Source organism: Mycolicibacter sp. MU0102, assembly GCF_963378105.1.
Classification (GTDB): domain Bacteria; phylum Actinomycetota; class Actinomycetes; order Mycobacteriales; family Mycobacteriaceae; genus Mycobacterium; species Mycobacterium holstebronense.
In genome coordinates, this window is record NZ_OY726398.1 from 2,566,371 (window position 1) to 2,590,052 (window position 23,682).

21 protein-coding genes are annotated in these 23,682 nt (G+C 67.9%); 3 read left to right on the top strand and 18 right to left on the bottom strand.

Translation table 11 applies throughout. The annotated features are described in order from the left end of the window. Positions 1 to 47 precede the first annotated feature (47 nt). The 4 genes from coaBC to mihF form a co-directional block, all read right to left on the bottom strand. Positions 48 to 1,295, bottom strand: a complete 1,248-nt coding sequence (coaBC, locus tag RCP37_RS11905) for a bifunctional phosphopantothenoylcysteine decarboxylase/phosphopantothenate--cysteine ligase CoaBC (protein ID WP_308483328.1) — start codon at positions 1,293 to 1,295, stop codon at positions 48 to 50. A gap of 29 nt (positions 1,296 to 1,324) precedes the next feature. After that, on the bottom strand, positions 1,325 to 1,645 hold the full coding sequence (rpoZ, locus tag RCP37_RS11910; protein ID WP_308483329.1) for a DNA-directed RNA polymerase subunit omega: 321 nt from the start codon (positions 1,643 to 1,645) through the stop codon (positions 1,325 to 1,327). A 67-nt stretch (positions 1,646 to 1,712) separates the two neighbouring features. After that, positions 1,713 to 2,315: a guanylate kinase gene (gmk, locus tag RCP37_RS11915; RefSeq protein WP_308483330.1), complete on the bottom strand. Its 603-nt coding sequence runs from the start codon at positions 2,313 to 2,315 to the stop codon at positions 1,713 to 1,715. A gap of 7 nt (positions 2,316 to 2,322) precedes the next feature. After that, positions 2,323 to 2,640: an integration host factor, actinobacterial type gene (gene mihF, locus RCP37_RS11920; RefSeq protein ID WP_003932123.1), complete on the bottom strand. Its 318-nt coding sequence runs from the start codon at positions 2,638 to 2,640 to the stop codon at positions 2,323 to 2,325. A gap of 762 nt (positions 2,641 to 3,402) precedes the next feature. Between mihF and RCP37_RS11925 the strand changes: the two genes are divergently transcribed. Continuing rightward, positions 3,403 to 3,837: a hypothetical protein gene (locus tag RCP37_RS11925; RefSeq protein WP_308483331.1), complete on the top strand. Its 435-nt coding sequence runs from the start codon at positions 3,403 to 3,405 to the stop codon at positions 3,835 to 3,837. Between the two features lie 170 nt (positions 3,838 to 4,007). On the opposite strand, the gene pyrF is transcribed toward RCP37_RS11925, so the two are convergent. From pyrF to pyrR, 7 genes are read right to left on the bottom strand one after another with little or no spacing between them, the layout of a single operon-like run. Then, positions 4,008 to 4,841 carry an orotidine-5'-phosphate decarboxylase gene (gene pyrF / locus RCP37_RS11930; RefSeq protein ID WP_308487057.1) on the bottom strand — a complete coding sequence of 278 codons (834 nt, stop codon included), beginning with the start codon at positions 4,839 to 4,841 and terminating at the stop codon, positions 4,008 to 4,010. Positions 4,842 to 4,843: 2 nt separating this feature from the next. Further along, positions 4,844 to 8,185, bottom strand: coding sequence for a carbamoyl-phosphate synthase large subunit (carB, locus tag RCP37_RS11935; protein WP_308483332.1), 3,342 nt, complete (start codon positions 8,183 to 8,185; stop codon positions 4,844 to 4,846). Beyond that, positions 8,185 to 9,306 (bottom strand): glutamine-hydrolyzing carbamoyl-phosphate synthase small subunit, encoded by a 1,122-nt coding sequence (gene carA, locus RCP37_RS11940; RefSeq protein WP_125079353.1) that lies wholly within the window; start codon positions 9,304 to 9,306, stop codon positions 8,185 to 8,187. The genes carB and carA overlap by 1 nt, the downstream gene beginning before the upstream one ends. Next, positions 9,303 to 9,830: a PH-like domain-containing protein gene (locus RCP37_RS11945; protein ID WP_308483333.1), complete on the bottom strand. Its 528-nt coding sequence runs from the start codon at positions 9,828 to 9,830 to the stop codon at positions 9,303 to 9,305. Before RCP37_RS11945 ends, carA begins: the two co-directional genes overlap by 4 nt. Next, positions 9,827 to 11,119, bottom strand: coding sequence for a dihydroorotase (locus RCP37_RS11950; protein WP_308483334.1), 1,293 nt, complete (start codon positions 11,117 to 11,119; stop codon positions 9,827 to 9,829). Before RCP37_RS11950 ends, RCP37_RS11945 begins: the two co-directional genes overlap by 4 nt. Then, entirely contained in the window at positions 11,116 to 12,096 is a 981-nt protein-coding gene (locus tag RCP37_RS11955) for an aspartate carbamoyltransferase catalytic subunit (protein WP_308483335.1), read from the bottom strand. Before RCP37_RS11955 ends, RCP37_RS11950 begins: the two co-directional genes overlap by 4 nt. Further along, positions 12,093 to 12,665 carry a bifunctional pyr operon transcriptional regulator/uracil phosphoribosyltransferase PyrR gene (pyrR, locus tag RCP37_RS11960; RefSeq protein ID WP_308483336.1) on the bottom strand — a complete coding sequence of 191 codons (573 nt, stop codon included), beginning with the start codon at positions 12,663 to 12,665 and terminating at the stop codon, positions 12,093 to 12,095. Before pyrR ends, RCP37_RS11955 begins: the two co-directional genes overlap by 4 nt. A 111-nt stretch (positions 12,666 to 12,776) precedes the next feature. On the opposite strand from pyrR, the gene RCP37_RS11965 reads away from it, so the two are divergent. Both RCP37_RS11965 and RCP37_RS11970 read left to right on the top strand, forming a co-directional pair. Continuing rightward, positions 12,777 to 13,979, top strand: a complete 1,203-nt coding sequence (locus RCP37_RS11965) for a serine hydrolase domain-containing protein (protein WP_308483337.1) — start codon at positions 12,777 to 12,779, stop codon at positions 13,977 to 13,979. Positions 13,980 to 14,732: 753 nt separating this feature from the next. After that, positions 14,733 to 15,521: an SPW repeat protein gene (locus RCP37_RS11970; RefSeq protein WP_308483338.1), complete on the top strand. Its 789-nt coding sequence runs from the start codon at positions 14,733 to 14,735 to the stop codon at positions 15,519 to 15,521. Between the two features lie 82 nt (positions 15,522 to 15,603). On the opposite strand, the gene RCP37_RS11975 is transcribed toward RCP37_RS11970, so the two are convergent. The 7 genes from RCP37_RS11975 to RCP37_RS12005 are packed head-to-tail and all read right to left on the bottom strand — an operon-like array spanning position 15,604 to position 23,666. After that, positions 15,604 to 16,227 (bottom strand): FMN-dependent NADH-azoreductase, encoded by a 624-nt coding sequence (locus tag RCP37_RS11975; RefSeq protein WP_308483339.1) that lies wholly within the window; start codon positions 16,225 to 16,227, stop codon positions 15,604 to 15,606. 17 nt (positions 16,228 to 16,244) lie between these two features. Further along, a complete protein-coding gene (locus RCP37_RS11980) occupies positions 16,245 to 17,396 on the bottom strand; it encodes an acyl-CoA dehydrogenase family protein (RefSeq protein WP_308487058.1) in 1,152 nt (383 codons plus the stop codon). A gap of 42 nt (positions 17,397 to 17,438) precedes the next feature. Next, positions 17,439 to 18,017, bottom strand: a complete 579-nt coding sequence (locus RCP37_RS11985) for a TetR/AcrR family transcriptional regulator (protein WP_308483340.1) — start codon at positions 18,015 to 18,017, stop codon at positions 17,439 to 17,441. A gap of 6 nt (positions 18,018 to 18,023) precedes the next feature. Continuing rightward, on the bottom strand, positions 18,024 to 20,735 hold the full coding sequence (locus RCP37_RS11990; RefSeq protein WP_308483341.1) for a fumarate reductase/succinate dehydrogenase flavoprotein subunit: 2,712 nt from the start codon (positions 20,733 to 20,735) through the stop codon (positions 18,024 to 18,026). Then, positions 20,732 to 21,463: an ABC transporter ATP-binding protein gene (locus RCP37_RS11995; RefSeq protein ID WP_308483342.1), complete on the bottom strand. Its 732-nt coding sequence runs from the start codon at positions 21,461 to 21,463 to the stop codon at positions 20,732 to 20,734. Before RCP37_RS11995 ends, RCP37_RS11990 begins: the two co-directional genes overlap by 4 nt. Further along, positions 21,460 to 22,308, bottom strand: coding sequence for an ABC transporter permease (locus RCP37_RS12000; protein ID WP_308483343.1), 849 nt, complete (start codon positions 22,306 to 22,308; stop codon positions 21,460 to 21,462). The genes RCP37_RS11995 and RCP37_RS12000 overlap by 4 nt, the downstream gene beginning before the upstream one ends. Further along, positions 22,305 to 23,666 carry an ABC transporter substrate-binding protein gene (locus RCP37_RS12005; protein WP_308483344.1) on the bottom strand — a complete coding sequence of 454 codons (1,362 nt, stop codon included), beginning with the start codon at positions 23,664 to 23,666 and terminating at the stop codon, positions 22,305 to 22,307. The genes RCP37_RS12000 and RCP37_RS12005 overlap by 4 nt, the downstream gene beginning before the upstream one ends. Positions 23,667 to 23,682 lie beyond the last annotated feature (16 nt).

Consider the following 23,682-nt stretch of genomic DNA (forward strand, 5'->3'; position numbering starts at 1 on the left):
GAGGACGACCGGTCAACGATCCCGTGATGCTGCGATAGGGGGCCGCGTCAGCCGCGGTTGCTGTCGAGGAACGCCGCGATGGCGTCCACGATGCGGCTGGCCATCAACGTCTTGGAGCCCGACTCCAGGGCGGACTCGGTTCCGTCCGCGGCCAGCAGCCACCCGTCGTTGTGGTCGACCTCGAATGCCCGGCCGTCCCCGACGGCGTTGACCACCAACAGGTCGCATCCCTTGCGGCGCAGCTTCGCCCGGGCGTGGAACAGCACGTCGCCGTTCTCGTCGCCGGTCTCCGCGGCGAAGCCGACGATGGCCCGCATATTGGGCAGCTGACCGTCGGTACGGGCACGCACCGCCCCGGCCAGCACGTCCTCGTTGCGGACCAGTTCTATGGTCGGCTCCCCCGCGTTGTCGGGGCCCTTCTTGATCTTGGCCTGCGCGACCCGCACCGGGCGGAAGTCGGCAACGGCGGCGGCCATCACCAGCACGTGCGCCTCTGGGGCGTGCTTGGACACCGCGTCATGCAGCTGTTGGGCCGAGCTGACGTGCACCACGTGGACGCCGGCCGGATCGATCAGGCCCGCAGTGTGCGCGGCGATCAGGGTGACCTCGGCACCGCGCTGGGCCGCCACCCGGGCTACGGCGTAGCCCTGCTTGCCCGAACTGCGGTTACCGATGAAGCGGACCGGGTCGATCGGCTCGCGGGTGCCGCCCGCGGTCACCAGGACCTTCTGCCCGGCCAGGTCGTGAGGCAACGCGTCGGCGCGCTCCAGCAGCAGCGACGCGAAGGTGTTGATCTCTTCGGCCTCGGGCAGCCGGCCGGGGCCGGTGTCGGCGCCAGTCAACCGGCCCGATGCGGGCTCAAGGACCACCGCGCCGCGTTCCCGCAGCGTCGCCACGTTGGCGACAGTGGCCGGATGCTGCCACATCTCGGTGTGCATGGCCGGGGCGAACAGCACCGGACAGCGGGCGGTGAGCAGGGTGGCGGTCAGCAGATCGTCGGCGCGACCGGCGACGGCGCGCGCCAACAGGTCGGCGGTGGCCGGTGCCACCACCACCAAGTCGGCCTGCTGGCCGATCGCCACATGGGGCACGCGAGGTACATCGTCGAAGACCCCGGTGTCGACCGGCTGACCCGAGAGCGCCTCGAAGGTGGCGGCCCCGACAAAGCGCAGGGCGGACTCGGTCGGGACGACGCGAACCGAATGCCCGGCCTCGGCGAGCTGTCGGACGACGGTGCACGCCTTATATGCGGCGATGCCCCCGGAGACACCGACGACGACCCGTTTCTGGCCCACCGGTCTGACCCGTCCTGCCCGGCTCGGCGCTACTCGCCTTCGGTGTATTCGAGCAGGTCGCCGTGGATCTCGCGCAGCGCGATCGACAGCGGCTTCTCCTGCAGGCCGGGCTCGACCAGCGGCCCGACGTACTCGAGGATGCCCTCACCGAGCTGGTTGTAGTAATCGTTGATCTGGCGCGCCCGCTTGGCCGCGTAGATCACCAGCGCGTACTTGCTCGACGCGCGCTGCAGCAGCTCGTCGATGGGCGGGTTGGTGATGCCGAGAGGCGTGTCGTAACCGCCGATCGACGCCGGGTCGAACTCCTCGGCGTCGGTCGCCACGGCCGAGTCGGTCTGCGAGGTACTCACTTAAGACAATCTCCTGAAGCTGTTTGACTGGGGGCGGGTCGCGCCTGCTGGTTGTTGTCCGGGTAAATCAGACCGCGCCCGGTGCGGTATCCACCAGCAAGGATACCAATTCTGAGCAGGCTGTTTCCAATCGACTGTTGACCACGATGGCGTCGAAGTCTCCCTGTGCCGCCAACTCGGTGCGCGCGGTGGCCAATCGGCGTTCCATGACCTCGGCGGATTCGGTGCCGCGGCCGGCCAGTCTGGCCTGCAGCGTCTCCCAGTCCGGCGGGGCCAGAAACACCGTCACAGCCTCCGGAAGGGCCTTCTTGATGGCCCGGGCCCCGGCCAGGTCGACCTCGATCAGAACGGGCCGCCCGGAGCGGGTGGCCTCGACCACGGGAGCCGCCGGGGTACCTGAGCGCTGCAGGCCGCCGTGAATATCGGCCCACTCCAGCAGCTCATTTTTCTCAACTAGCCGGTCGAACTCGGCCGGCGAAACAAATCGGTAGTCGATACCGTCCACCTCCCCGGGCCTGGGTGCCCGGGTGGTGGCCGACACACTGAAATACAGGTCCGGTACCTGCTCCCGCAGGCACCGGACCACGCTCGACTTACCGACCGCGGATGGACCGGACAGCACTACAACGCGTCCCGCGTGCCCGCTGTCCGGTCCTCCACCGGTATTCACTGCCGGGTCAGGAGAAGTCGAACTTCTCCAGCAGCGCCTTGCGCTGCCGGTCGCCCAGGCCGCGCAGCCGGCGGGTGGGGGCGATCTCCAGCTCGGTCATGATCTCCTGCGCCTTGACCTTGCCGACCTTCGGCAACGCCTCCAGCAGCGCAGACACCTTCATCTTGCCAAGGACCTCGTCGGTCTCGGCGTCCTTGAGCACCTGCTTGAGATTGGTGCCGCCACGCTTCAGCCGGTCCTTGAGCTCCGCTCGGGCCCGACGTGCGGCCGCCGCCTTCTCCAACGCGGCGGCGCGCTGCTCGTCGGTCAACTGGGGAAGGGCCACGATTCCTCCGTCTCGTCATCATCGACAACGTCGATGTTTTCCTTGTCCCGGCCAGGTACTTCGGCCAGAGACGACGACCGTACCCACGCCGTCTGACGAAATCTAACCCCACCCCCCCGTTTCCGGCTACAAATGCCCAGCGTATGGGGTCTGGGCGCGGCGTCGTCCAACCCGCGTCGGCCGCCATCACTCGGCCCGCCCCAGGTGAACCGCAATCTTCGGCGGACCAGCCCGGAAAACCGCCCTGAGCTCGACGTTTGCTGTTTTCTGCCGACGGGATGGGACGCCGCGCCATGGGCGCAGCGGTGGCCTTCTGGATGTGACTGGACATTCATGCCCATTGACTTCGCACCTCGCGGCGTGTCGGGCGTGTCGAGGGCAGATTCGGCCACCCGACTCCATCGCCGCTCGGCTCCACCGCGACGAGGATCACCATCTTGACGCGGTGGCTGACCACCAGGTTCTGCCCCGAATTCGTCATGCCAGTGCGCGGGCGCCGCTGATTCGCCGGCAGACAGCCCCGGAGCCACCAACCCCACTTATTTCCATCCGAAGGCGCTTGCCTCGTGACAAGAAACGGAACCCAGCAACCCGGTGGACTGACAGCAACTATTCAGGCAGTTTCTACATTTGCACGGTCGAAGCTGCGGGTTAGCCGCCTAATGTTCCGGCCAGGTGGGTGGTCCACCCGGGGGTGTTTATGGGGGGTATGACTATGAACATTTCCGCTGAATACCGTTTCGGTAGAGAAAGTGGGAATTGATGGCGATGACGACAGTCGGCCGTGCTGGCCGGTGGGCTCTTGCGGCGTCCGCGGCGTTGGCCCTCGGCGTTTTCGGGATAGGCGCGGCCAGCGCCGATCCCCACGACGGAGTCACCGGTGGCGCCGGCAACAACGGCGGGGTGAATGTCAACATGGGGCCTTTCGGCGGCGGGATGAATACCGGCAACAACGGCGGCTTCAACATCGGCCCTAATGGAATCGGCACCGGCGGCGGTCAAAACAACAGCGCCAACGTCAACATGGGGCCGTTCGGCGGCGGGATGAATGTCGGCCGAAACGGCGGCTTCAACTTCGGCCCTAATGGAATCGGCGCCGGCGGCGGCCAGAACAATAGCGCCAACGTCAACATGGGCCCCTTCGGCGGCGGTTACAACGCCAACACCGGTGGGGGCGTCAACTTCGGCGGCCGGTAACCGGCAATCCAGGGCCTGCGTGGGCGCCCCAAACGGGCAGCCCACGCAGGCCCTGTTGCGTCGAGTGGGACTGTGACGACGTGACACGCCGCTTTGGCCTAGCCAAAGTCACGCTCGGAGAAAAAGTGTGTGGCTCGGCAGGCCGAGTGTGATCTCGCTAGGTCCGGGAGCTATCCCGCAGCGGCCAAGTAGGCCACGGTGTCCCGCAGCCGCTCCGCCGCGGCACGCAGCGCACCCGTGTCCGGGCCGGCCCGCAGCACCTCACGCGAGACCGCCGGCAGCAACGTGCCCGCAGCGGCCCCTCCGAGCCCGGCAAGGGCCTCTGGGCGCCCTCCCTGGGCGCCAACACCCGGCACCAGCACCGGGCCGCCCAGGGCACTCAGATCGGGCACCTCACGCAGCGTGGCGCCCACCACCACTCCGATCGAACCCAGGCCAGCCGCATTCTCGGCCCGATTGACTTCGGCGGCGGCGTCGACGATCGCCTGCGCCACGGTGCGGCCGTCGGCGTCCTGGGCACGCTGCACGCTCGCGCCCTCCGGGTTGGAGGTGGCCGCCAACACGAACACACCCCGCTGATGCTGTGCGGCAGTCTCCAGCAGCGGCTGCAGTGACCCGAAGCCCAGGTAGGGCGAGGCCGTCACCGCATCGGCGGCCAACGGCGACGGTCCGGCCCAGGCGGCGGCGTAGGCGGCCATGGTCGAGCCGATGTCGCCGCGCTTGGCGTCGGCCAGCACCAGCACACCGGCCTCGCGCAGCGCCGCGATGGTGCGCTCCAGCACGGCGAAGCCGGCCGACCCGTACGCCTCGAAGAACGCCACCTGCGGCTTGACCACGGCGAACCCGGCGAACGCCGCCACGCACGTTTCGCTGAACGCCGCCAGCCCGTCCGGCGTCGCGGGCAAGCCCCACGAGGCCAGCAGTTCGGGGTGCGGATCGATGCCCAGACACAGCGGCCCGCGGGCCGCCGTCGCTTCGGCCAGGCGTGCGCCGAACCCCGGGATCACTACTGCCCGCCGAGGGTGCTGTGCAGTTCCTGCAGGGAACGCACCCCGATATCGCCCCGGATGCCGGCCTCGATGCCCTGCACCGCCGCGGCCGCACCCTGGACGGTGGTGATGCACGGGATGTTCACGCTGACCGCTGCCGAACGGATCTCGTAGCCGTCCACCCGCGGGCCGGAGTTGCCGTACGGGGTGTTGATCACCAGGTCCACCTCCCCGGCGCGGATCGCGTCCACCGCGGTCAGCTCCGGGCGCTGTGGACTGGGCTCCTCGAAATTCTTGCGCACCACATCGCATGGAATCCCGTTGCGGCGCAGCATTTCCGCGGTTCCCTCGGTGGCCAGGACCCGGAACCCCAAGTCGGCGAGCCGTTTGACCGGAAACACCAGCGAACGCTTGTCGTGGTTGGCCACCGACACAAAGACCGTGCCGTGGGCCGGTAGCGAGCCGTAGGCGGCGGTCTGGCTCTTGGCGAACGCGGTGCCGAAATCGCGGTCGATACCCATCACCTCACCGGTGGACTTCATCTCCGGGCCGAGCAGTGAGTCGATCCCCGAACCGTCCGCCCGACGGAAGCGGTGGAACGGCAGCACGGCCTCCTTGACCGCGATGGGGGCGTTCGGGCCGACAGTGGCCCCGTCTCCCGAGGCAACCAACAGGCCCTCAGACCGCAGCTCGGCGATCGTGGCGCCCAGCATGACGCGCGCACAGGCCTTGGCCAGCGGCACCGCGGTGGCCTTGGACACAAACGGGACCGTACGACTGGCCCGCGGATTGGCCTCCAGGACGTAGAGCACGTCGTCCTTGAGGGCGAACTGCACATTGAGCAGCCCCACCACCCCGACGCCGTGCGCGATGGCCTCGGTGGCCCGCCGCACCTTTTCGATGTCGCTGCGCCCCAGCGTCACCGGCGGCAGTGCACACGCCGAGTCACCGGAGTGGATGCCGGCCTCTTCGATGTGCTCCATGATGCCGCCGATGTAGACCTCGGTGCCGTCGCACAGCGCATCGACGTCGATCTCGATGGCGTCTTCGAGGAACCGGTCGACCAGCACCGGATGCTCCGGCGACAGCTGGGTGGCCCGAGTGATGTAGCCCTGCAGGGTCTCTTCGTCGTAGACGATCTCCATGCCCCGCCCGCCCAACACGTACGAGGGCCGCACCAGGACCGGATAGCCGATGTCGGCGGCGATCCGCTTGGCCTGCTCGAAGGTCGTCGCCGTGCCGTACCGCGGCGCCGGCAAACCGGCCGTGGTCAGCACATCACCGAACGCACCGCGATCCTCGGCCAGATCGATGGCTTCCGGGCTGGTTCCGACGATCGGCACGCCGGCATCGGCCAGCCGTTGGGCCAGCCGCAGCGGAGTCTGCCCGCCCAGCTGCACGATCACGCCGACCACCCCGGGTCCGCCCTGCCCGGACTGCTGTTCGGCGTAGTACACCTCAAGCACGTCCTCGAACGTCAACGGTTCGAAGTAGAGCCGATCGGCGGTGTCGTAGTCGGTGGACACCGTTTCGGGGTTGCAGTTGATCATCACCGTCTCGAAGCCGGCCTGGCTCAAGGTGATCGCGGCATGCACGCAGCTGTAGTCGAACTCGATGCCCTGGCCGATCCGGTTGGGCCCAGAACCCAGGATGAGCACCTTGGGTTTGACGTCCTGGGCCGCCACCTCGGTCTCGGCGGCGGGGTCGAGCTCGAAAGTGCTGTAGTGATACGGCGTCTTGGACTCGAATTCCGCCGCGCAGGTGTCGACGGTCTTGAACACCGGGTGGATGCCCAGCCGGTCGCGCAGCAGCCGCACCCCGTCCTCGCCGGCCAGCTCCGGGCGCAGCACGGCGATCTGGTGGTCCGACAGGCCGCTGTATTTGCAGCGGCGCAGCAGGTCCGCGTCGAGCACCGGGGTGTCGACGACCTCGGTGCGCAGCGCCACCAGGCCGTTGATCTGCTCGACGAACCACGGGTCCACCCCGGAGGCCTCGGCGACCGCCTCCACGGTGGCGCCGAGGCGCAGCGCCAGCTCGATGTCATAGAGCCGGCCCTCAGTGGGCACCCGCAACCGCGCCAGCGCGTCGTCGACGCTGCCTTCGGGATCCGGTTTGGTCCAGAACCCGGCCCGGTCGGTCTCCAGCGACCGCATCACCTTGCCGAGCGACTCGATGAAGTTGCGGCCCAACGACATCGCTTCGCCCACCGATTTCATGGTGGTGGTCAGCCGCGGGTCGGCGCCGGGGAACTTCTCGAATGCGAAGCGCGGCGCCTTGACCACGACGTAGTCCAGCGCCGGTTCGAAGCAGGCCGGGGTCTCTTTGGTGATGTCGTTGATGATCTCGTCGAGGGTGTAGCCGATCGCAAGTTTGGCGGCGATCTTGGCGATCGGGAAGCCGGTCGCCTTCGAGGCCAGCGCGCTCGACCGCGAGACCCGCGGGTTCATCTCAATCACGATGAGCCGGCCGTCTTTGGGATCGACCGCGAACTGGATGTTGCAACCGCCGGTGTCCACCCCGACCTCGCGCAGGATCGCGATCCCCAGATCACGCATCCGCTGGTATTCCCGGTCGGTCAGCGTCATCGCCGGGGCGACGGTCACCGAGTCACCGGTGTGCACGCCCATCGGGTCGACGTTCTCGATCGAGCAGACCACGACGACGTTGTCGTTGCCGTCGCGCATCAACTCGAGCTCGAATTCCTTCCACCCGTAGATGGATTCCTCGATCAAGACGTTGGCTGTCGGCGAGGCGGCCAGGCCGTCACCGGCCATCCGGGCCACCTCGTCGAGGCTGGCCGCCAGTCCCGATCCCAGGCCGCCCATGGTGAAGGAGGGGCGAACGACGACCGGCAACCCGAGTTCGGCGACGGTCTCTTCGACCTCGGCCATGGTGTAGCAGACCCGGGAGCGCGCCGACTCGCCGCCGACCTTGGCGACGATGTCCTTGAACTGCTGGCGGTCCTCGCCGCGCTGGATCGCCTCGAAGTCGGCGCCGATCAGCTCGACGCCGTACCGCTCCAGCACGCCGTGCTCGTGCAGCGCCACCGCGGTGTTCAGCGCGGTCTGCCCACCCAGGGTGGCCAGCAGGGCGTCCACCTTGTTGCCGCGCTCGGCCTGTTGAGCGAGCACCTTTTCGACGAACTCCCAGGTGATGGGCTCGACGTAGGTGTTGTCGGCGTACTCGGGGTCGGTCATGATGGTGGCCGGATTGGAGTTGACCAGGCTCACCTGCAGGCCTTCAGCCTTGAGCACCCGGCAGGCCTGGGTGCCCGAGTAGTCGAATTCACAGGCCTGTCCGATCACGATCGGCCCGGAGCCGATCACCAGAACATGGCGCAGGTCATTACGGCGCGGCATTACTTCTCCCCTGCCATCAGGTCGACGAACTGGTCGAACAGGTATTCCGCGTCGTGCGGTCCGGCCGCGGCCTCCGGGTGGTACTGCACCGAGAACGCCCGGCCGTCGGCGAGCTTGACGCCCTCGACGACTCCGTCGTTGGCGCAGGTGTGGCTGACCACGGCCGGGCCGAAGTCGGTGTCAAAGCGCTGGCCTGCTTCGCCTTCCAGGGCGAAGCCGTGGTTCTGCGCGGTCACCGCCACCCGGCCGGTGGCGTGGTCGATCACCGGGATGTTGATGCCGCGGTGACCGAACGTCATCTTGTAGGTGTTCAGGCCCAGCGCCCGGCCCAGGATCTGGTTTCCGAAACAGATTCCGAACAGCGGGATTCCGGCACCGAGCACCTCACGGGTCAACGCCACCATCGCCTCTGCGGTGGCCGGGTCCCCGGGCCCGTTGGACAGGAACACCCCGTCTGGCTTCAGGTCGGCGATCTGCGCGAAGTCCACCGACGACGGCAGCACGTGGCTGCGGATTCCGCGCCGCGAGAAGTTGCGTGGCGTGTTGGTCTTGATGCCCAGGTCCAGCGCGGCGATGGTGAAGCGGTGTGCACCCTCGGGTTCCACCACATATCCCGCGTCAGTGCTGACCTGGCCGGCGAGGTCGGCGCCGAGCATCGACGGCTGCTCGCGGACCCGGGTCACCAACTCATCCGGTGATGCCAGCGCGTCACCGGAGAACACCCCGGCCTTCATCGAGCCGTGATTGCGCAGGTGGCGCACGATGGTCCGGGTGTCAACCCCGGCGATACCGACGATGCCCTGGCGTACCAGCTCGTCGTCGAGAGTTCCGGTGGCCCGCCAGTTCGACGCCCGCGGCGAAGGGTCGCGCACCACATAGCCCGCCACCCAGATCTTTTCGTCGCGGCTCTCCCCGTCCTCGCGGTTCCAGCCGGTGTTGCCGATCTGCGGGGCGGTGGCCACCACGATCTGCCGGTGATAACTGGGGTCGGTCAGGGTCTCCTGGTAGCCGGACATCCCGGTGGAGAACACCGCCTCACCCAGGGTCTGTCCCACAGCCCCGAACGGTGTTCCGGTGAACGTCCGGCCGTCCTCGAGAACCAGCACCGCTCGCGAGTTCATCTGTCGTCTTCCTCTTCTTCTAACCAACGGCTGTGCTCAGCGCGGTCGTCCGCGCGGAAGCCGGTGTCTATCTCGGTGCCCGACGGCAGTTGCCAGCGGATCGCCAGCACTCCGTCGTAGGGTCGGGTGGGGAATGAAGGAATAGTGCGCCCGGCGATGCCGCGTTCGGTGCGGATCGCGATCACCGTCTCCTGAGGGATCCAGATCGGCCGGGCGCCGCTGCGCTGCACCATGATTCCCTCGGGGTAGCGGGTCAGCACCGCCTTGGTGCGATAGCCCAGGTCGCCGACCACTACCCGGTCGTTCCACTTCGGTGCCAGCGTGCAGCCCAGGTACTGCCCGCGGGTGGCCGCCACGGTTGGCGACCCCACCGTGTCGGGCACCATCGGCAGTGTCCCGATCAGGGCGTCCTGCAGCTGGCCGCGGCGTCGCCAGCCGCGCATCATCAGCCGGATCACCACGCCGATCAGCACCACCAGCAGAAAAGCGAAGACCAGCGAGCCGATCAACGTGGGGGTGTTCATGCCGGGCTCTTCCCGTCCCGAGCGGTGATCCGGCCACGCAGCAGGGTCGCGGTGACGGTCGCGGGCAGCGTCATCTCTTCATAGGGGGTGTTGTCCGAGCGGCTGGCCAGCTGCGCGCCGGTGACCACCCAGGTGGTGTCGGGATCGATGACCGTCAGGTTGGCCGGCTCGCCCACCTCCAGCGGACGGCCCTGGTCGGGCAGGCCGACGATCTGGGCCGGCCGCTCGCTCATCACTCGGGCCACGTCGCGCCAGGTCAACAGGCCGGTCTGCACCATGGTGGCCACGACCACCGACAGCGCGGTCTGCAGGCCCAGCATCCCGGGCCGAGCGACCGAAAACTCGCAGCACTTCTCGTGTTCGGCGTGCGGGGCGTGATCGGTAGCCACGCAATCGATCACGCCGTCGGCCAGGGCGCGGCGCAGGGCGACTGTGTCACTGGCCTCGCGCAGCGGCGGGTTGACCCGGTTCATTCCGTCGTAGTCGGCGAGCCGGCTGTCGTCGAGCATCAGATGATGCGGGGTGACTTCGGCAGTGACTGAGATACCTTGCGCCTTAGCCCATTTGAGGAGCTCGACCGTCCCAGCGGTGGAAGCATGGCAGATGTGCAGTCGGGCGCCGGCGTCGCGGGCCAGCAGGACATCCCGGGCCACGATCGACTCTTCGGCGACGCGCGGCCAGCCGGCCAGGCCCAGCCGGGCGGCGTTGGGCCCCTCGTGAGCGACCGAGCCGACAGTCAGGCGCGGCTCCTCGGCGTGCTGGGCGATCAACACCCCCAGCCCGGTCGCGTACTCCAGCGCGCGTCGCATCACCAGCGGGTGGTCCACACAGACACCGTCGTCGGAGAACATCCGAACACCGGCGGTACCGGCGGCCATCATGCCCATCTCGGTCAGCTGCGTGCCGCCCAGTCCGACCGTGACAGCGCCGACCGGATGCACGTCGACCAGGCCGATCTGCTGTCCGCGTTGCCAAACATGGTCGGTGACCACCGGAGAGTCGGCTACCGGATCGGTGTTGGCCATCGCGAACACCGCGGTGTAGCCGCCCAGGGCCGCCGCCGCCGAGCCGGTTTCGATGTCCTCGGCGTATTCACGTCCCGGTTCACGCAGATGGGTGTGCAGGTCGACGAAACCCGGCAGCAACACCTGCCCGGGCGCGTCAATCACCTCGCACTCATCCGGTGCCGACAGACCGGTACCGATCTGGGCGATCTGGCCGTCTTCCACCAGGACATCGACCTGGTCGCCTTCGCCGTAGCACCGCACTCCGCGAATCAGCACGCTCACAGCGCTGCTTCCTCTCCCGCCGACCCCGAATCTCCCGTCGATTCGCTACCCACCAACAGATGGAACAGCACCGCCATGCGCACATGTACACCGTTGGAAACCTGTTGCAGCACCGCGGATTGCGACGAGTCAGCTACCGACGAGGAGATCTCCATGCCGCGCAGCATCGGACCGGGGTGCAGCACCACCGCGTGCTCGGGCAGCATCGCCCGGCGCTTCTCGCTCAATCCGTAACGCACCGAGTACTCCCGCGTCGACGGGAAGAATCCGCCGGTCATCCGTTCGGCTTGCACCCGCAGCATCAGCACCGCGTCGGCAGCCGGCAACTCGGCGTCGAGGTCATGCGAGACCGTCACCGGCCAGTCGGCCACCCCGACCGGCAGCAAGGTCGGTGGGGCCACCAGCACCACCTCGGCGCCCAGGGTCGACAGCAGGCTCACGTTGGAGCGGGCCACCCGGCTGTGCACGATGTCGCCGACGATGACGACGCGGCGGCCCTCGATGCCGCCGAGGCGCTGGCGCAACGTCAGCGCGTCCAGCAACGCCTGGGTGGGGTGCTCGTGGGTGCCGTCACCGGCGTTGATCACCGCGGGACCGCCGTCTTCAGCGGCTCCAGTCCATTCGGAGAGCAGGTGTGCCGCACCCGAAGCCGGGTGCCGGATGATCAGCGCGTCGGCGCCGGCGGCCCGCAGGGTGAACGCGGTGTCGCGCAGCGACTCCCCCTTGTTGACCGAGGATCCCGACGCGGACACGTTGATCACGTCGGCGCTCATCCACTTGCCGGCTACCTCGAAGGAGACCCGGGTCCGGGTGGAATTCTCGTAGAACATGGTGATCACGGTGCGCCCGCGCAGGGTGGGCAGCTTCTTGACCTCACGCCCCACCAGCGCCTGAGCGAAGCGGTCGGCGTCGTCGAGGATCGCGGTGGCCTCATCACGGCTCAAGTCGCCGGCTGCCAACAGATGCCTGGTGCTCATCGGGTAATCACCACCTGGTCGCGACCGTCATGTTCAGCCAGTAGGACGTGCACGCTTTCGCCGCGGGCGGTCGGCACGTTCTTGCCGACGTAGTCGGCGCGCACCGGCAGTTCGCGGTGACCGCGGTCCACCAGCACGGCCAGCTGCACGATCCGGGGCCGGCCCACGTCGCGCAGCGCGTCCAGTGCGGCCCGTACCGATCGTCCGGCGAAGAGCACGTCATCGACCAGGATCACGCACGCGTCGTCGATGCCGCCGGCCGGAATAGAGGTGGGCTCCAGGGGCCGCGGGGGCTGACGCATCAGGTCGTCGCGGTACAAGGTGATGTCCAGCGCTCCGTGGGCGACCTCTACACCGCAGAATTCGCTGATCTTGCCGGCCAGTCGCTGGGCAAGGGTGACACCGCGGGTGGGTATACCCAACAGCACGACGCGCGGGGCGTTGGCCCTATCGGGGTCGTCTAAAGCCGTCTTCTCGATGATCTGATGTGCGATCCGAGAAACCGTGCGACCTACGTCCGCCGAGGACATCAATTCCCGGTCGGTGCTGGAATTACCGGCAGCGCCCATGCGAAACCGCAGGACCTCCTTCTCCGCCTCTCAGGACGGATCGTTAAAGGATGTCGAACTGCCGCGTAGCCTAACATCTGCCGCGCTTGCGATCGCCGCTAACCTGACCGGGTGAATCTCGACCCCAATCAGGCGCCGCTGCGCGAGGCCTGCGATACCGGCCTGCTCGCCGGCGTGGTGACACTCGTCTGGCAGCGCGGCTCGGTGCTGCAGGTCAACGAGATCGGCCATCGCGATGTCGGTGCCGGCCTGCCGATGACCCGCGACACGGTCTTCCGGATCGCCTCCATGACCAAGCCGGTCACCGTCGCCGCCGCGATGACTTTGGTCGACGAAGGCCGACTGCGGCTTTCCGACCCGATCGCGCACTGGTTGCCCGAGTTCGCCGCGCCGCGCGTGCTGGTCGACCCCGCCGGTTCGCTGGAGGCCACCACCGCGGCACGGCGCGCAATCACGGTCGACGATCTGATGACCCACCGCTGTGGCATCGGCTACGGATTCTCTGTACCCGGCCCGATCGCGCGGGAGTACCAGCGGCTGCCCTTCGGACGCGGGCCCGAGGCCTGGCTGACCGCGCTGGCGGCGCTTCCCCTGGTGGATCAGCCCGGTGAGCGTGTCACCTACGGCCACGGCACTGACGTGTTGGGTGTGCTGCTGTCGCGGATCGAGGGCAAGCCACTGCCGCAGGTGATCGAGGAACGGATCCTGGGCCCGCTGGGGATGGTCGACACCGGTTTCTGCGTCACTCCGCAGGCACGCGGGCGCAGCGCCACCATGTACCGCGTCGATGGGGACACGCTGCGCGACGACGCGATGGGGCCGGTACCGATTGCGATGCCGGCGTTTCCCAACGCCGGAGGCGGCCTGATGTCGACCGCCGACGACTACCTGGCCTTCACCCGCATGTTGTTGGCCGACGGCATGTTCGACGGCACCCGGGTGCTCTCGGCCCAATCGGCGCGGGCGATGCGCACCGATCAGCTCACCGACGACCAGAAGCGGCACCCGTTCCTGGGAGCCCCGTTTTGGGTGGGCCGCGGCTTCGGGCTCAATCTGTCGGTGGTGACAGACCCGGCGAAGTCCCAGCCGCTGTTCGGGCCGGGCGGTGCGGGTGCGTTCGGCTGGCCGGGCGCCTACGGCACCTGGTGGCAGGCCGATCCGGCCGCGGACCTGATCCTGATCTACCTGGTCCAGAACTCTCCGACGCTGTCCACCGACATGGCCGTCGCGGTTGCCGGCAATACCTCGATCGCCAAGCTGCGGGTGGCGCAGCCGAAGTTCGTCCGGCGGACCTACGCGGCGTTGGGCTTGTGAGCCGGGCATCGAGAGCGCTGAAATAGGGCCGTTTCGGCGGGGGCTGTCGCGTCCCACCCACGCGGGGTGACCGTCGCTGCGACGATTCAGTAGCCCGGATTTCACGTCGACGACCGGAATCAGCGCGTAGCCTCGGGCCAGGAGTCGCCTTCGCTGGATTGTGCACGTACGCCTGCAGGGAGCTGACATGGCCGTTTCCATCGACCGCAGCCCGTATCCCCTGGTCCAACCGGGACGACCTCGACACCCTGAAATCTATGGGCGAGGTGACCGGCCACTTCAGAGGAACACGTTGTCCACGAGCGCACCGGTAGCACACCGATATCAACCGGTCAGGAGTGAATATGGGTGAGACTGCGTTCGGCACGGGCATTCAGTCGTTCATCGAGCGCCGGGCAGCGGTGTTCCGGGGACGCTGACCCGACAGCCACTGGGAGGCATGTCGTGTTCATGAAGATGGCTACCGGCGCGCTGCATCTCTACCAGCAATCGCCGCACGACCGGGGGTGTAACGCGATCAGCCACTTGGGAAGTCAGGTTGCCGCACTCGACGACCTGTATGCGCGAATGGCAGCGTCAGGCCTGCGCGTGGGCAAGCCGATCCGCGACGCTACTTCATGCCCGAGGCTCCTGACGGTGTCCTGCTTGAACTGTTGTACGAGCCGGGAACCGGCCCTGCCGCCGTCGTCCACGATTACTTCGGGATGCCAACGACTGTAAGCAACAGTGCATCTGCGTAGGAAGGAAGTTGTGATGAGACGTTCTGGCAGCTGGTTCGGCTGGGTTGCGCTGACAATCGGGGTCGCCACCGTGGCGGCATCATTTCTGGTGACCTCGACGACTCCTGGCGCAAGCCTGACATTGGGCTTCGGTGCGTTGACCGCATACTTTGGGGCGTTGGCCGTGCTGGTGCGAAACCCGACACCCGACCACTGGAGCTTGGTAGTGGTAGGGCTGGCAATGTTTATTTTGCCTTGGCTCGGTGAGGGTTTCGCCCCCGACCGTGGCGCAGCTTGGACGTCGTGGGTGGCAGGATTTTTGATCCTCGTGCTGGGGCTGGTCGCGTGGCAGCGCGACAATCCGCCCACCAAGACCGGCATCAACGAATACGGAGCTGCGCCGCAAAAGATTCCCGGCGCTTGGGTGGGCCGGTCAACACTTGTCGTTGGGCTTGTCACGGTGGTCTGCGCGGCTGCCGCGCACTCCATGCCTACCGGAGTCATTGTCACCGTGGGATTGGGGGCCCTGACGATGATGATGGCGGTGTGGTCGCTGCTGGCCGCCGACCCGACCCACGATCACCTGAAAATCGCCACGACAGGCATTCTGTTGTTCATCGCACCGTGGATGGTGGGCTTCGCCGGCGAGGATGTCGCCTGGACGGCGTGGGTGGCCGGATTCATCGTCACCGCACTCGGCACCGCGGGCTACCTACGCGGGGATGCCCTGGATCACGGTCGTCACGTTCATGAGGACGCAGCATCGTCGTATCGACAGCGGTATCCGCATAGCGAACCCGGCCATCCGGGCGACCAGGGGTAACCACGACAGCTGGTTTGCGTGACAGGTTGATCGGTGCCCGACTGCCGCGTCAGGGAAAAGCCCCGATTATTCAGCGGGCACCCTAGAGCTCCTTGCCCTCAAGACGGGCCTTCTCCAGCGCGGCGTCACGCATCTGCGCCCGCTCTTCGGCGGTCCAGCGCGTGGTCGGCTCGACGACCAGGGTCTGGACGGAGTAGCCCAGCATGGTGAACACGTACTCCAGATACGGCCGCTGGAAGTCCTGCAGGTCGGCACGATCGCCGTCGTAGGCGCTGGAGCGGGTCAAGATGAGCTGCAGGGGCTTGCCCTCCCCCAACGTGCCCACGTGCTCGCCGCGCTCGTTGACGGTGAAGCTGGCCATCGGCTGCACGATGACGTCGATCCAGGCCTTCAGGGCATGCGGCACATGCCAATTCCACATCGGCGAGGACACCACCAGGCGATCGAATGACCGCACCCGCTCGATTTCGGCCAGCACCTGAGACCAGATCTGCTTCTGCTCGGGGGTTCGGCGTTCGCCGTAGAGCGGAGCGAACTTGGCGAACGCGGCATCACGCCCGAACACCAGCATCTCGTCGGTCCACACCGAGAACCGTTCGACATCGCCGACCGCTGCCGCGGGCGCGGCGTCCAGGAAGGCCTGAGTCAGTGCCGAGGACAGCGAGTGCTCTTGTTTCGGGCTCGCCTCCACCCACAGAGTTTTCATGGTGTCCTTCGCGTCGGTCAGATCATCGAGATCGGTGAGATCTTCACGCCGGCCTCGAGTGCGCCCGACAACTCGCGTGCCACGTCGTAGTCGAAGACGACGTGTCCGCAGATGACGTCGACATCGCGTTTGGCGCGCTGGAGCGGGTTGTCCACGAACTGCGCACTGGCACCGGAGGCTTCGAGCAGATCGGCGATCACGGCACGGGATTCGTGCACGATATACGCGGCCGCCGCCCGAGCATCGGCCCGAACGGGGCGACTGATCCGCTCCCGCACATCCACCGCGTCTTGAATCCGGCCGGCGGTGTCATCGAGAAGTCCGCGCAGCGCACGCAGCCGCACCCGCGCATCCCCCAGGCGGATCTGGGCCGCCGGCTGATTCTTCTGTGCCGCACCGGAATACGCCAGAACCCGTTCACTCAGGCGTTCGGCGAACAGGTCGGCGACCCATTCGGCCGACCCGAGGGCAGGCATCGCGGCGACCAGGGCCAGCGCCGGGACCATCGGCCACCGGTACGCCGAGCCATCATGCAGCTCGGCGCCGGGGGCGGTTCCGGAGTAGATGTCGAGGACCTTGACCAACCGGTGCGACGGGACGTGCACATTCTCGATGACCACATCGTTGGAGCCGGTGGCCCGCATGCCCGCGGTGTGCCAAACGTCCTCGATGCGCATGTCGGCCGCTGGGAGCAGCACCAGCGCCGGGTAGGGCCCGTCGTCGGGTCCGCAGATCGCTCCGACCATGATCCAGTCGGCGTCGGCCACCCCGGTCGCCCACGACCAACGCCCGGACAGCCGGATGCCGTCACCGTCGGGCACGCCGCGCCCGGTCGGCGCCAACGGCGCCGGGCACAGCACCGGCCCGTCGGCGAACACCTCGTCCTGGGCCTGCTCACCGAAGAGCGCCAGCATCCAGTTGTGCAGCATGTAGAACCCGAGCGTCCAGGCACTCGACGCGCAGCCGTGCGCCATGCGCCGGATCGGGTCGAGGATCTCGGGAAACTCCGCCTGGCGCCCGCCGTAGCGAGCCGGCAAGAGCAGGTCGGCCAGGCCGGACTTGCGGAAGTCCTCGACAGTTTCCGCCGGCAGTCGGCGCAGCTCCTCGGCTGCTGCGGCGCGTTGCGCCAGTCGGGAGATGAATTCCTCGGACACCACCGGTGCCGTCATGGTCGCCATGCCCGGACCGTACCATACCTTTTGGTATGGAGGTCAGTGTCGCAGCATGACGTCCAGGAACTGTTCCCGCCCGCTCGCCACTCGTGAGCTCGGCGCCGAAACGGACAGATGCAGAAACCCGATGCCGGCGGCGAACGTTGCGTTGGCACGCATGTCGGCCTCATCGGTGTCGAAGCCGTCGTCGAGAAACGCCTGCCGAACCGCCTTGAGCACCCGCAGATCAGAGCTGCGTACCGCCGCGGCGACGCTGTCCTCCGACCGCGCCCATTCGCGCATTGCACGTTCGAGCATCCAATGGGCGGGCCCGACCAGGGCGGCCATCATGTGCGATAACCGCTCGCGCGGCGGCAGTTCCGACAGCGCATCGAAGTCGCCGCGGTCCGAGTCGCGCACTGCGGCAAAGGTGTCGACCAACGCCTGCCGGTAGGTCTTCATATCGGCGAAATGCCAGTAGAAACTGCCTTTGGTGACCCCGAGCCGCTTGCAGAGGCGGTCGATGGTCAGCGCCTTGACGCCGTCTTCGGCCAGAATCCGGAAGCCGGCCTGCACCCAGTCCTGTACGGACAGCCGGGGATTGCCGCCCGACCCGCCAACTGCGTCCGACGTGGCCATGGCGAGTCAGCGTACTGACCCGGCCGCTTCCTGCAAGGCCCGACGCGCATACGCGCGAACGTCGGCGTCGTTGTCCTTGACCGCGAGCCCGAGCGCATCGCGAGCGGCGACGTCGGATTCGGCCCAGCGGGTCAACCCCAGCACGGCAGCTTTGCGCACGTCGAGATGCGGGTCCTCCAGGGCCACGGTCAGCAGCGGCACCGCCGCCTCGGCGTGTGCACCGACCAGCGCGCGGGCCGCGCCGACCCGCACCTGCCAAGCCGACTCACGTAGTGCCGATGTGATGACGGTGAGGTCCTGCGGCCCGCAGCCGATCTCACCGAGCGCGGCCAATGCGGCCGCACGCACCAGCGGGTCCGGGTCGCCGATCAGGACTCGCGCAGCATCCGCCCCGGCACGCAACGTCGCCAAGGCGTTGGCTGCGGCGACGCGCACTTCGCGGTTGCCGTCGCCGGCCGCGATCGCCACCGTCGCTGCATCGTCGACCGAGACCAGTGCACGCACCGCTTCGATGCGCACGCGGTGGTCGGGATCGGCCAGTGCGGCCCGGTAGTCCGCCGGGTCTCCGATCCGTCGGCTGGACAACAGGTACACCACGGCGGCCCGCACCACCGGATCCGGCGAGTTCAGCTGCGCACCGGCCAACTCCGGATCGGTAACCACTTCGACGAGCTCGCGCGCTCCGTCGGCAGCGGTCCGGCGCACCACCGCGTCAGCATCGGCGAGCGCGGCGAACAGCGCAGCGGCGTAGCCGTCGGGAGTGTGCTCGCTCAGCGCGGCGACCGCGGTACGGCGCACCGCCGGATCGGGATCACTGAGGTAGTCGTCCAGATCGGCCAGTGTGGGCTCCTCCAGTGCGACGACCGCCGCGATACGCGGCGACGGCGGGTTCACCGCGGCCGGCGCCGCAACCCGCGACACCGCGGTCGCCGGAGCCTGGCCGCCCAGCAGCGGGGGCTGCGTCACCGCATGCACCGACTGGTCGGTCGGCGGCAACCCGTCCAGTTCCGGGACAGCCACGAAGTAGGGGGCGACCGGACGCTTGAGGAATTCCATTGCACCGTCAGCACGTTTGCGCACGTTGAGGTGGTAGCCCCACTGCGCGTCGTCACGACCGGGCAGGTCGGCGCGGTCGTGGTACAGACCCCAGCGGGACTCGGTACGAGTCAACGATGACCGGGCGGCCAACTCCGCGCAATCACGAATGAACGACACCTCGACGGCGCGCATCAGCTCGTGCGGGCTGCGGGCACCCATCTCGGCGATCTCACCGCGCATCCGCTCGAAGGTCTGCACCGCCAGCGACAGCTTGGCAGCCGACTTCGGCGGCGCCACATAGTCGTTGACGAACCGGCGCAGCTTGTATTCCACCTGCGGCTGCGGCGGACCGTCGGGATGGCGCAACGGGCGATAGATCAGCTCGTGAGCCTCGGCGAGCTGGTCGGCCGGCAGGTCCCCCGGCGCCGCGACCTCGCCCAGGGTGGCTGCCGCATCCGCTCCGGCGAGGTCGCCGAACACGAAGGCACCGATCATGTAGTTGTGCGGCACGCAGGCCAGGTCGCCGGCGGCGTACAGGCCCGGAACCGTAGTGCGGGCATTCTCGTCGACCCACACCCCCGATGCGGAATGCCCCGAGCACAAACCGATCTCGGAGATGTGCATCTCGATGTCGTGGGTGCGGTAGTCGTGACCGCGGTTGGCGTGAAAGGTTCCCCGGGTGGGCCGCTCGGTGGTGTGCAGGATGTTCTCCAGCGCCGAGAGCGTCTCGTCGGGCAGGTGCGACACCTTGAGGTAGATCGGCCCGCGCGCGGAGTCGATCTCGGATTTGACCTCGGCCATCATCTGACCGGACCAGTAGTCGGAGTCGACGAATCGCTCCCCCAGCGAGTTCACCTGATAGCCGCCGAACGGGTTGGCCACATACGCGCAAGCCGGTCCGTTGTAGTCCTTGATCAGCGGATTGACCTGGAAGCATTCGATGCCGGACAGCTCGGCGCCGGCGTGGTAGGCCATCGAGTAGCCGTCGCCGGCATTGGTCGGGTTCTCGTAGGTGCCATACAGATAGCCCGACGCGGGCAGCCCGAGGCGCCCGCACGGCCCGGTGGCCAGGATCACCGCCTTGGCGCCGACGGCCACGAATTCACCGGTGCGGGTGTGCAGTGCGGCGGCCCCGACCGCCCGGCCGTCGCGGGTGAGCACCCGCACCGGCATCAACCGATTCTCGATGCGGATCTTCTCCCGCATCGAGCGTTGCCGCAGCACCCGGTAGAGCGCCTTTTTGACGTCCTTGCCCTCGGGCATCGGCAGCACGTAGGAGCCGGAGCGGTGGACCCGGCGCACCGCGTACTCACCGTGCTCGTCTTTTTCGAACTTCACTCCGTAACGTTCCAGCCGCTGCACCATCGCGAAGCCGCGGGTGGCGGTCTGGTAGATGGTGCGCTGGTTGACGATTCCGTCGTTGGCGCGGGTGATCTCGGCGACGTAGTCCTCGGGCTCGGCCTTGCCGGGGATTACGGCGTTGTTGACGCCGTCCATGCCCATCGCCAGCGCCCCGGAGTGGCGCACGTGAGCCTTCTCCAGCAACAACACCTGCGCGCCGTGCTCGGCGGCGGTCAGCGCGGCCATGGTGCCGGCGGTGCCGCCGCCGATCACCAGCACGTCGCAGTCCAGCCGCTGCGGTGTAGCGACATCCGGGATCTGCAGGGGCGTCTGCGTCATGAGTGCTCCAATGCGGTGAGGATCGCGGCGCGCAGTCCGGGTTCTGCCCGGCCGCTGCGCGGTTCGGGGACGTCGATCAGCGCCCGCAGTGGCTCTCCGGCACGCCCGAGCACCGCGATCCGGTCACCGAGTGCCAGTGCCTCGTCGACGTCGTGGGTGACGAACACGATCGTGGTCGGGTGGGATCGCCAGGTGTCGATCAGCAGCGCCTGCATGGCAGCGCGGGTGGCGCTGTCCAGCGCCCCGAACGGTTCGTCCATCATCACCGCTCGAGGCGCGCCGGCCAGGCCGCGGGCCAACTGAACCCGTTGCCGCATTCCACCGGAGAGGCTTTTCGGCAGATAGTCGCCGAAGCCGGTCAGGCCCAGCTCAGCGATCCATCGGTCGGCTTGGGCCCGCCGCCCGGTGCGCGGTACACCGCGCAGCCGCAGCGCGAGCTCGATGTTGGAGCGCACCGAACGCCACGGCAGCAGCGCGTTGTCCTGGAACACCACGCCGCGGTCCCGCGAGGTTGTCCTCACCTCGGCGCCGTCGGCCAAAACGTGCCCCTGATCGGGAAGCAGCAACCCGGCCAGGGCGCGCAGCACCGTCGACTTGCCGCAGCCGGACGGACCGGTCAGCACCAGGATCTCGCCGGGGCGTACCGCCAGGCTCAGCTCCTCGATAACCGGAGAATCGGTGTAGGACAGCCGGACCCGGTCCAAAGTCAAACTCATGCCGACCGTCATCGCCCGTTCTCCTCACTGCGCGGCAGCCAGCGGGTCAGCCGCCGCCCGACCGTCTCCACCGCAGCCGAGGTGGCGAACCCCAGCACGCCGATGGTGATGATGCCGACGAACACGTCCGGGTAGGCCAGCACGGTGTAGGCCTGCCAGGTGCGATAGCCGATGCCGAGGCGCCCGGAGATCATCTCCGCGGAGATCACGCAGATCCACGACACACCCATGCCGACCGACAGACCGCCGAAGACCCCCGGCAGGATGCCCGGAATCACCACCTGGCTCAACACATCCCAGCGTCCGCCGCCCAGGGTGCGCACCGAGTCCTCCCACAGCGTCGGCAGGGCGCGCACCGCGTGACGGGTGCTGACCAAGATCGGGAAGAAGGCGGCCAGGAACGTGATGAACACGATGCCCTGTTCACTGGCAGGAAAGAGCAGGATCGCGACCGGAACCAACGCGATGGCCGGGATGGGCCGGATCAGTTCGGTGATCGGGCCGACCACGTCGGCGGCCACCCGCGATCTGCCCAGCAGGATGCCGGTGGCGACACCGACAGTCGCGGCCAGACCGAATCCGGTGAGAATCCGGATCAGCGACTGGGCCAGATCCAGCCAGTACGCCTCGGTGCCCAACCGGCGCACCAACGTGGTGAAGACCGCAGCGACCGTCGGCAGTGTGTCGAACCGTAGCCACCACCGCACGTTGGCGACGGTCAGCAGCTGCCACAGCCCCAGGGCGGCCGCCACCGAGACCAGCCGCAGCAGCCATGACCGCCGTTGGGTCCGGGCCCGGCGCGGTACCGCACCGACCGGAGCGGACGCGGCCGGGGCACCGGCCAGCACCGCGGTCACGCCGCACCCGCCAGGGCCTGCCGATAATCCAGCACAGTGCTGCCCGGATGCGCGGCGACATAGCGCCTCGCCCCGGCTGTGGTGTCGAACGGCAGGTAGTGCGTACCGTCGCGAACCCACGCCGATTTGTCGGCGAACCACCGAGTCCCCAGCTCGGCGTCGTGCACATAGGCGGCCCGCAGATGATCGCCGCGGGCCGTCGCGGCGCGCACGGCGTCCAGCAGCGCGTCAGAATCCGGCACCGTCACGGTGGTTTCGGATCCGTCCAGCCAGAGCTCGCCGCCGACCGTCGTGGGTTTGTCGATCTCGGCGACCGTCTTGTCGTAGTCCAGCTTTCGCGCATCGAACGCCGCGCGCAGCGGCTTGTCGTCGACAAACCCATCCACGTCGAAGTCGTCCAGCTCGGCAAAGTCGCCGATCGACTTGAGGTAGGGCACGTCGTTCTTCAACGCGGCGACCAGCTGCGGTTTGAGGGTGGCGTCGAATGAGGTGCCGCCCGGCCCGTTGTAGAGGTAGACGACCTCCTGCGGTAGCCCGCTGCCTTCGGCGACGATGCGGGCCGCCTCCAACGGTTTGCGTTTCAGGAAGTCGGTCGCATCCAGCTGGGCTTGCAGGAATGCGTCGAGCACTTCCGGGTGGGCCTGCGCATAGCTTCGGCGCACCACTACCCCGTGCAGGGTCGGGTAGTTGAGTTCGGCGCCGTCGTAGAGCAGCCGGGCGCGATCCTGATACACCAGCAATCCGGGCCAGGCCACGAACTGCGACAGGCCTTGAACCTGACCGGATTCCAGCGCTGAGGCCCCCACCTGAGGCTGCTGGTTGAGCACCTCGACGCCGGTTCCCGTGCCGGCCAGCGCGCGCAGCAGGGTGCCATGGCCGGCCGAGCCCACGCTGGCCGACACCTTGGCGCCGGCCAGGTCGGCCAACGTGTCCGCATGGGAGTCGGGCGACACCACCACCATGTTCAGCGCACCGGCGGGGTGGTAACCGGTCACCGAGACGATCGCGGTGCGGGCCTGCTCGTTGGCCCGGGTTCGGACGCCATTGACCAGCATGGGGTAATCCCCCATCGATCCGATGTCGATCTTCTCGGCGAGCATCTGCGCGGTGATCGGCGCCCCGGTGTCGTAGTCCTGCCAGTCGACCCGGTAGCGAGTTCCTGTCCGGTTGGTGATGTCGGCGAGCCGGCGCTCGAGATAGCCACGAGCGCGCAGCAGGGTGCCGGCGGTCGCGGTGTTGATGGTCTTGGACTGATAGCCCACCACCACGTCGACGGAATCACCCGCGGTCGTGGAATCCAGCGAGCATCCGGCCAGGGCGAGGACGACGCTGGTCAGCAGAATGAGGGATCTCTTCATGAAACACCTTGATGGT

Bases quoted from the DNA above. Each gene is read 5' to 3' on its own strand.
- RCP37_RS11925 (WP_308483331.1), top strand. From the start codon at position 3,403: ATGGCGATGACGACAGTCGGCCGTGCTGGCCGGTGGGCTCTTGCGGCG.
- RCP37_RS11970 (WP_308483338.1), top strand. From the start codon at position 14,733: ATGAGACGTTCTGGCAGCTGGTTCGGCTGGGTTGCGCTGACAATCGGG.
- RCP37_RS11955 (WP_308483335.1), bottom strand. From the start codon at position 12,096: ATGAGCACCAGGCATCTGTTGGCAGCCGGCGACTTGAGCCGTGATGAG.
- RCP37_RS11980 (WP_308487058.1), bottom strand. From the start codon at position 17,396: ATGACGGCACCGGTGGTGTCCGAGGAATTCATCTCCCGACTGGCGCAA.
- carB (WP_308483332.1), bottom strand. From the start codon at position 8,185: ATGCCGCGCCGTAATGACCTGCGCCATGTTCTGGTGATCGGCTCCGGG.
- RCP37_RS11990 (WP_308483341.1), bottom strand. From the start codon at position 20,735: ATGACGCAGACGCCCCTGCAGATCCCGGATGTCGCTACACCGCAGCGG.
- RCP37_RS12005 (WP_308483344.1), bottom strand. From the start codon at position 23,666: ATGAAGAGATCCCTCATTCTGCTGACCAGCGTCGTCCTCGCCCTGGCC.
- pyrR (WP_308483336.1), bottom strand. From the start codon at position 12,665: ATGGGCGCTGCCGGTAATTCCAGCACCGACCGGGAATTGATGTCCTCG.
- RCP37_RS11985 (WP_308483340.1), bottom strand. From the start codon at position 18,017: ATGGCCACGTCGGACGCAGTTGGCGGGTCGGGCGGCAATCCCCGGCTG.
- RCP37_RS11945 (WP_308483333.1), bottom strand. From the start codon at position 9,830: ATGAACACCCCCACGTTGATCGGCTCGCTGGTCTTCGCTTTTCTGCTG.
- RCP37_RS11975 (WP_308483339.1), bottom strand. From the start codon at position 16,227: ATGAAAACTCTGTGGGTGGAGGCGAGCCCGAAACAAGAGCACTCGCTG.
- carA (WP_125079353.1), bottom strand. From the start codon at position 9,306: ATGAACTCGCGAGCGGTGCTGGTTCTCGAGGACGGCCGGACGTTCACC.
- RCP37_RS11995 (WP_308483342.1), bottom strand. From the start codon at position 21,463: ATGACGGTCGGCATGAGTTTGACTTTGGACCGGGTCCGGCTGTCCTAC.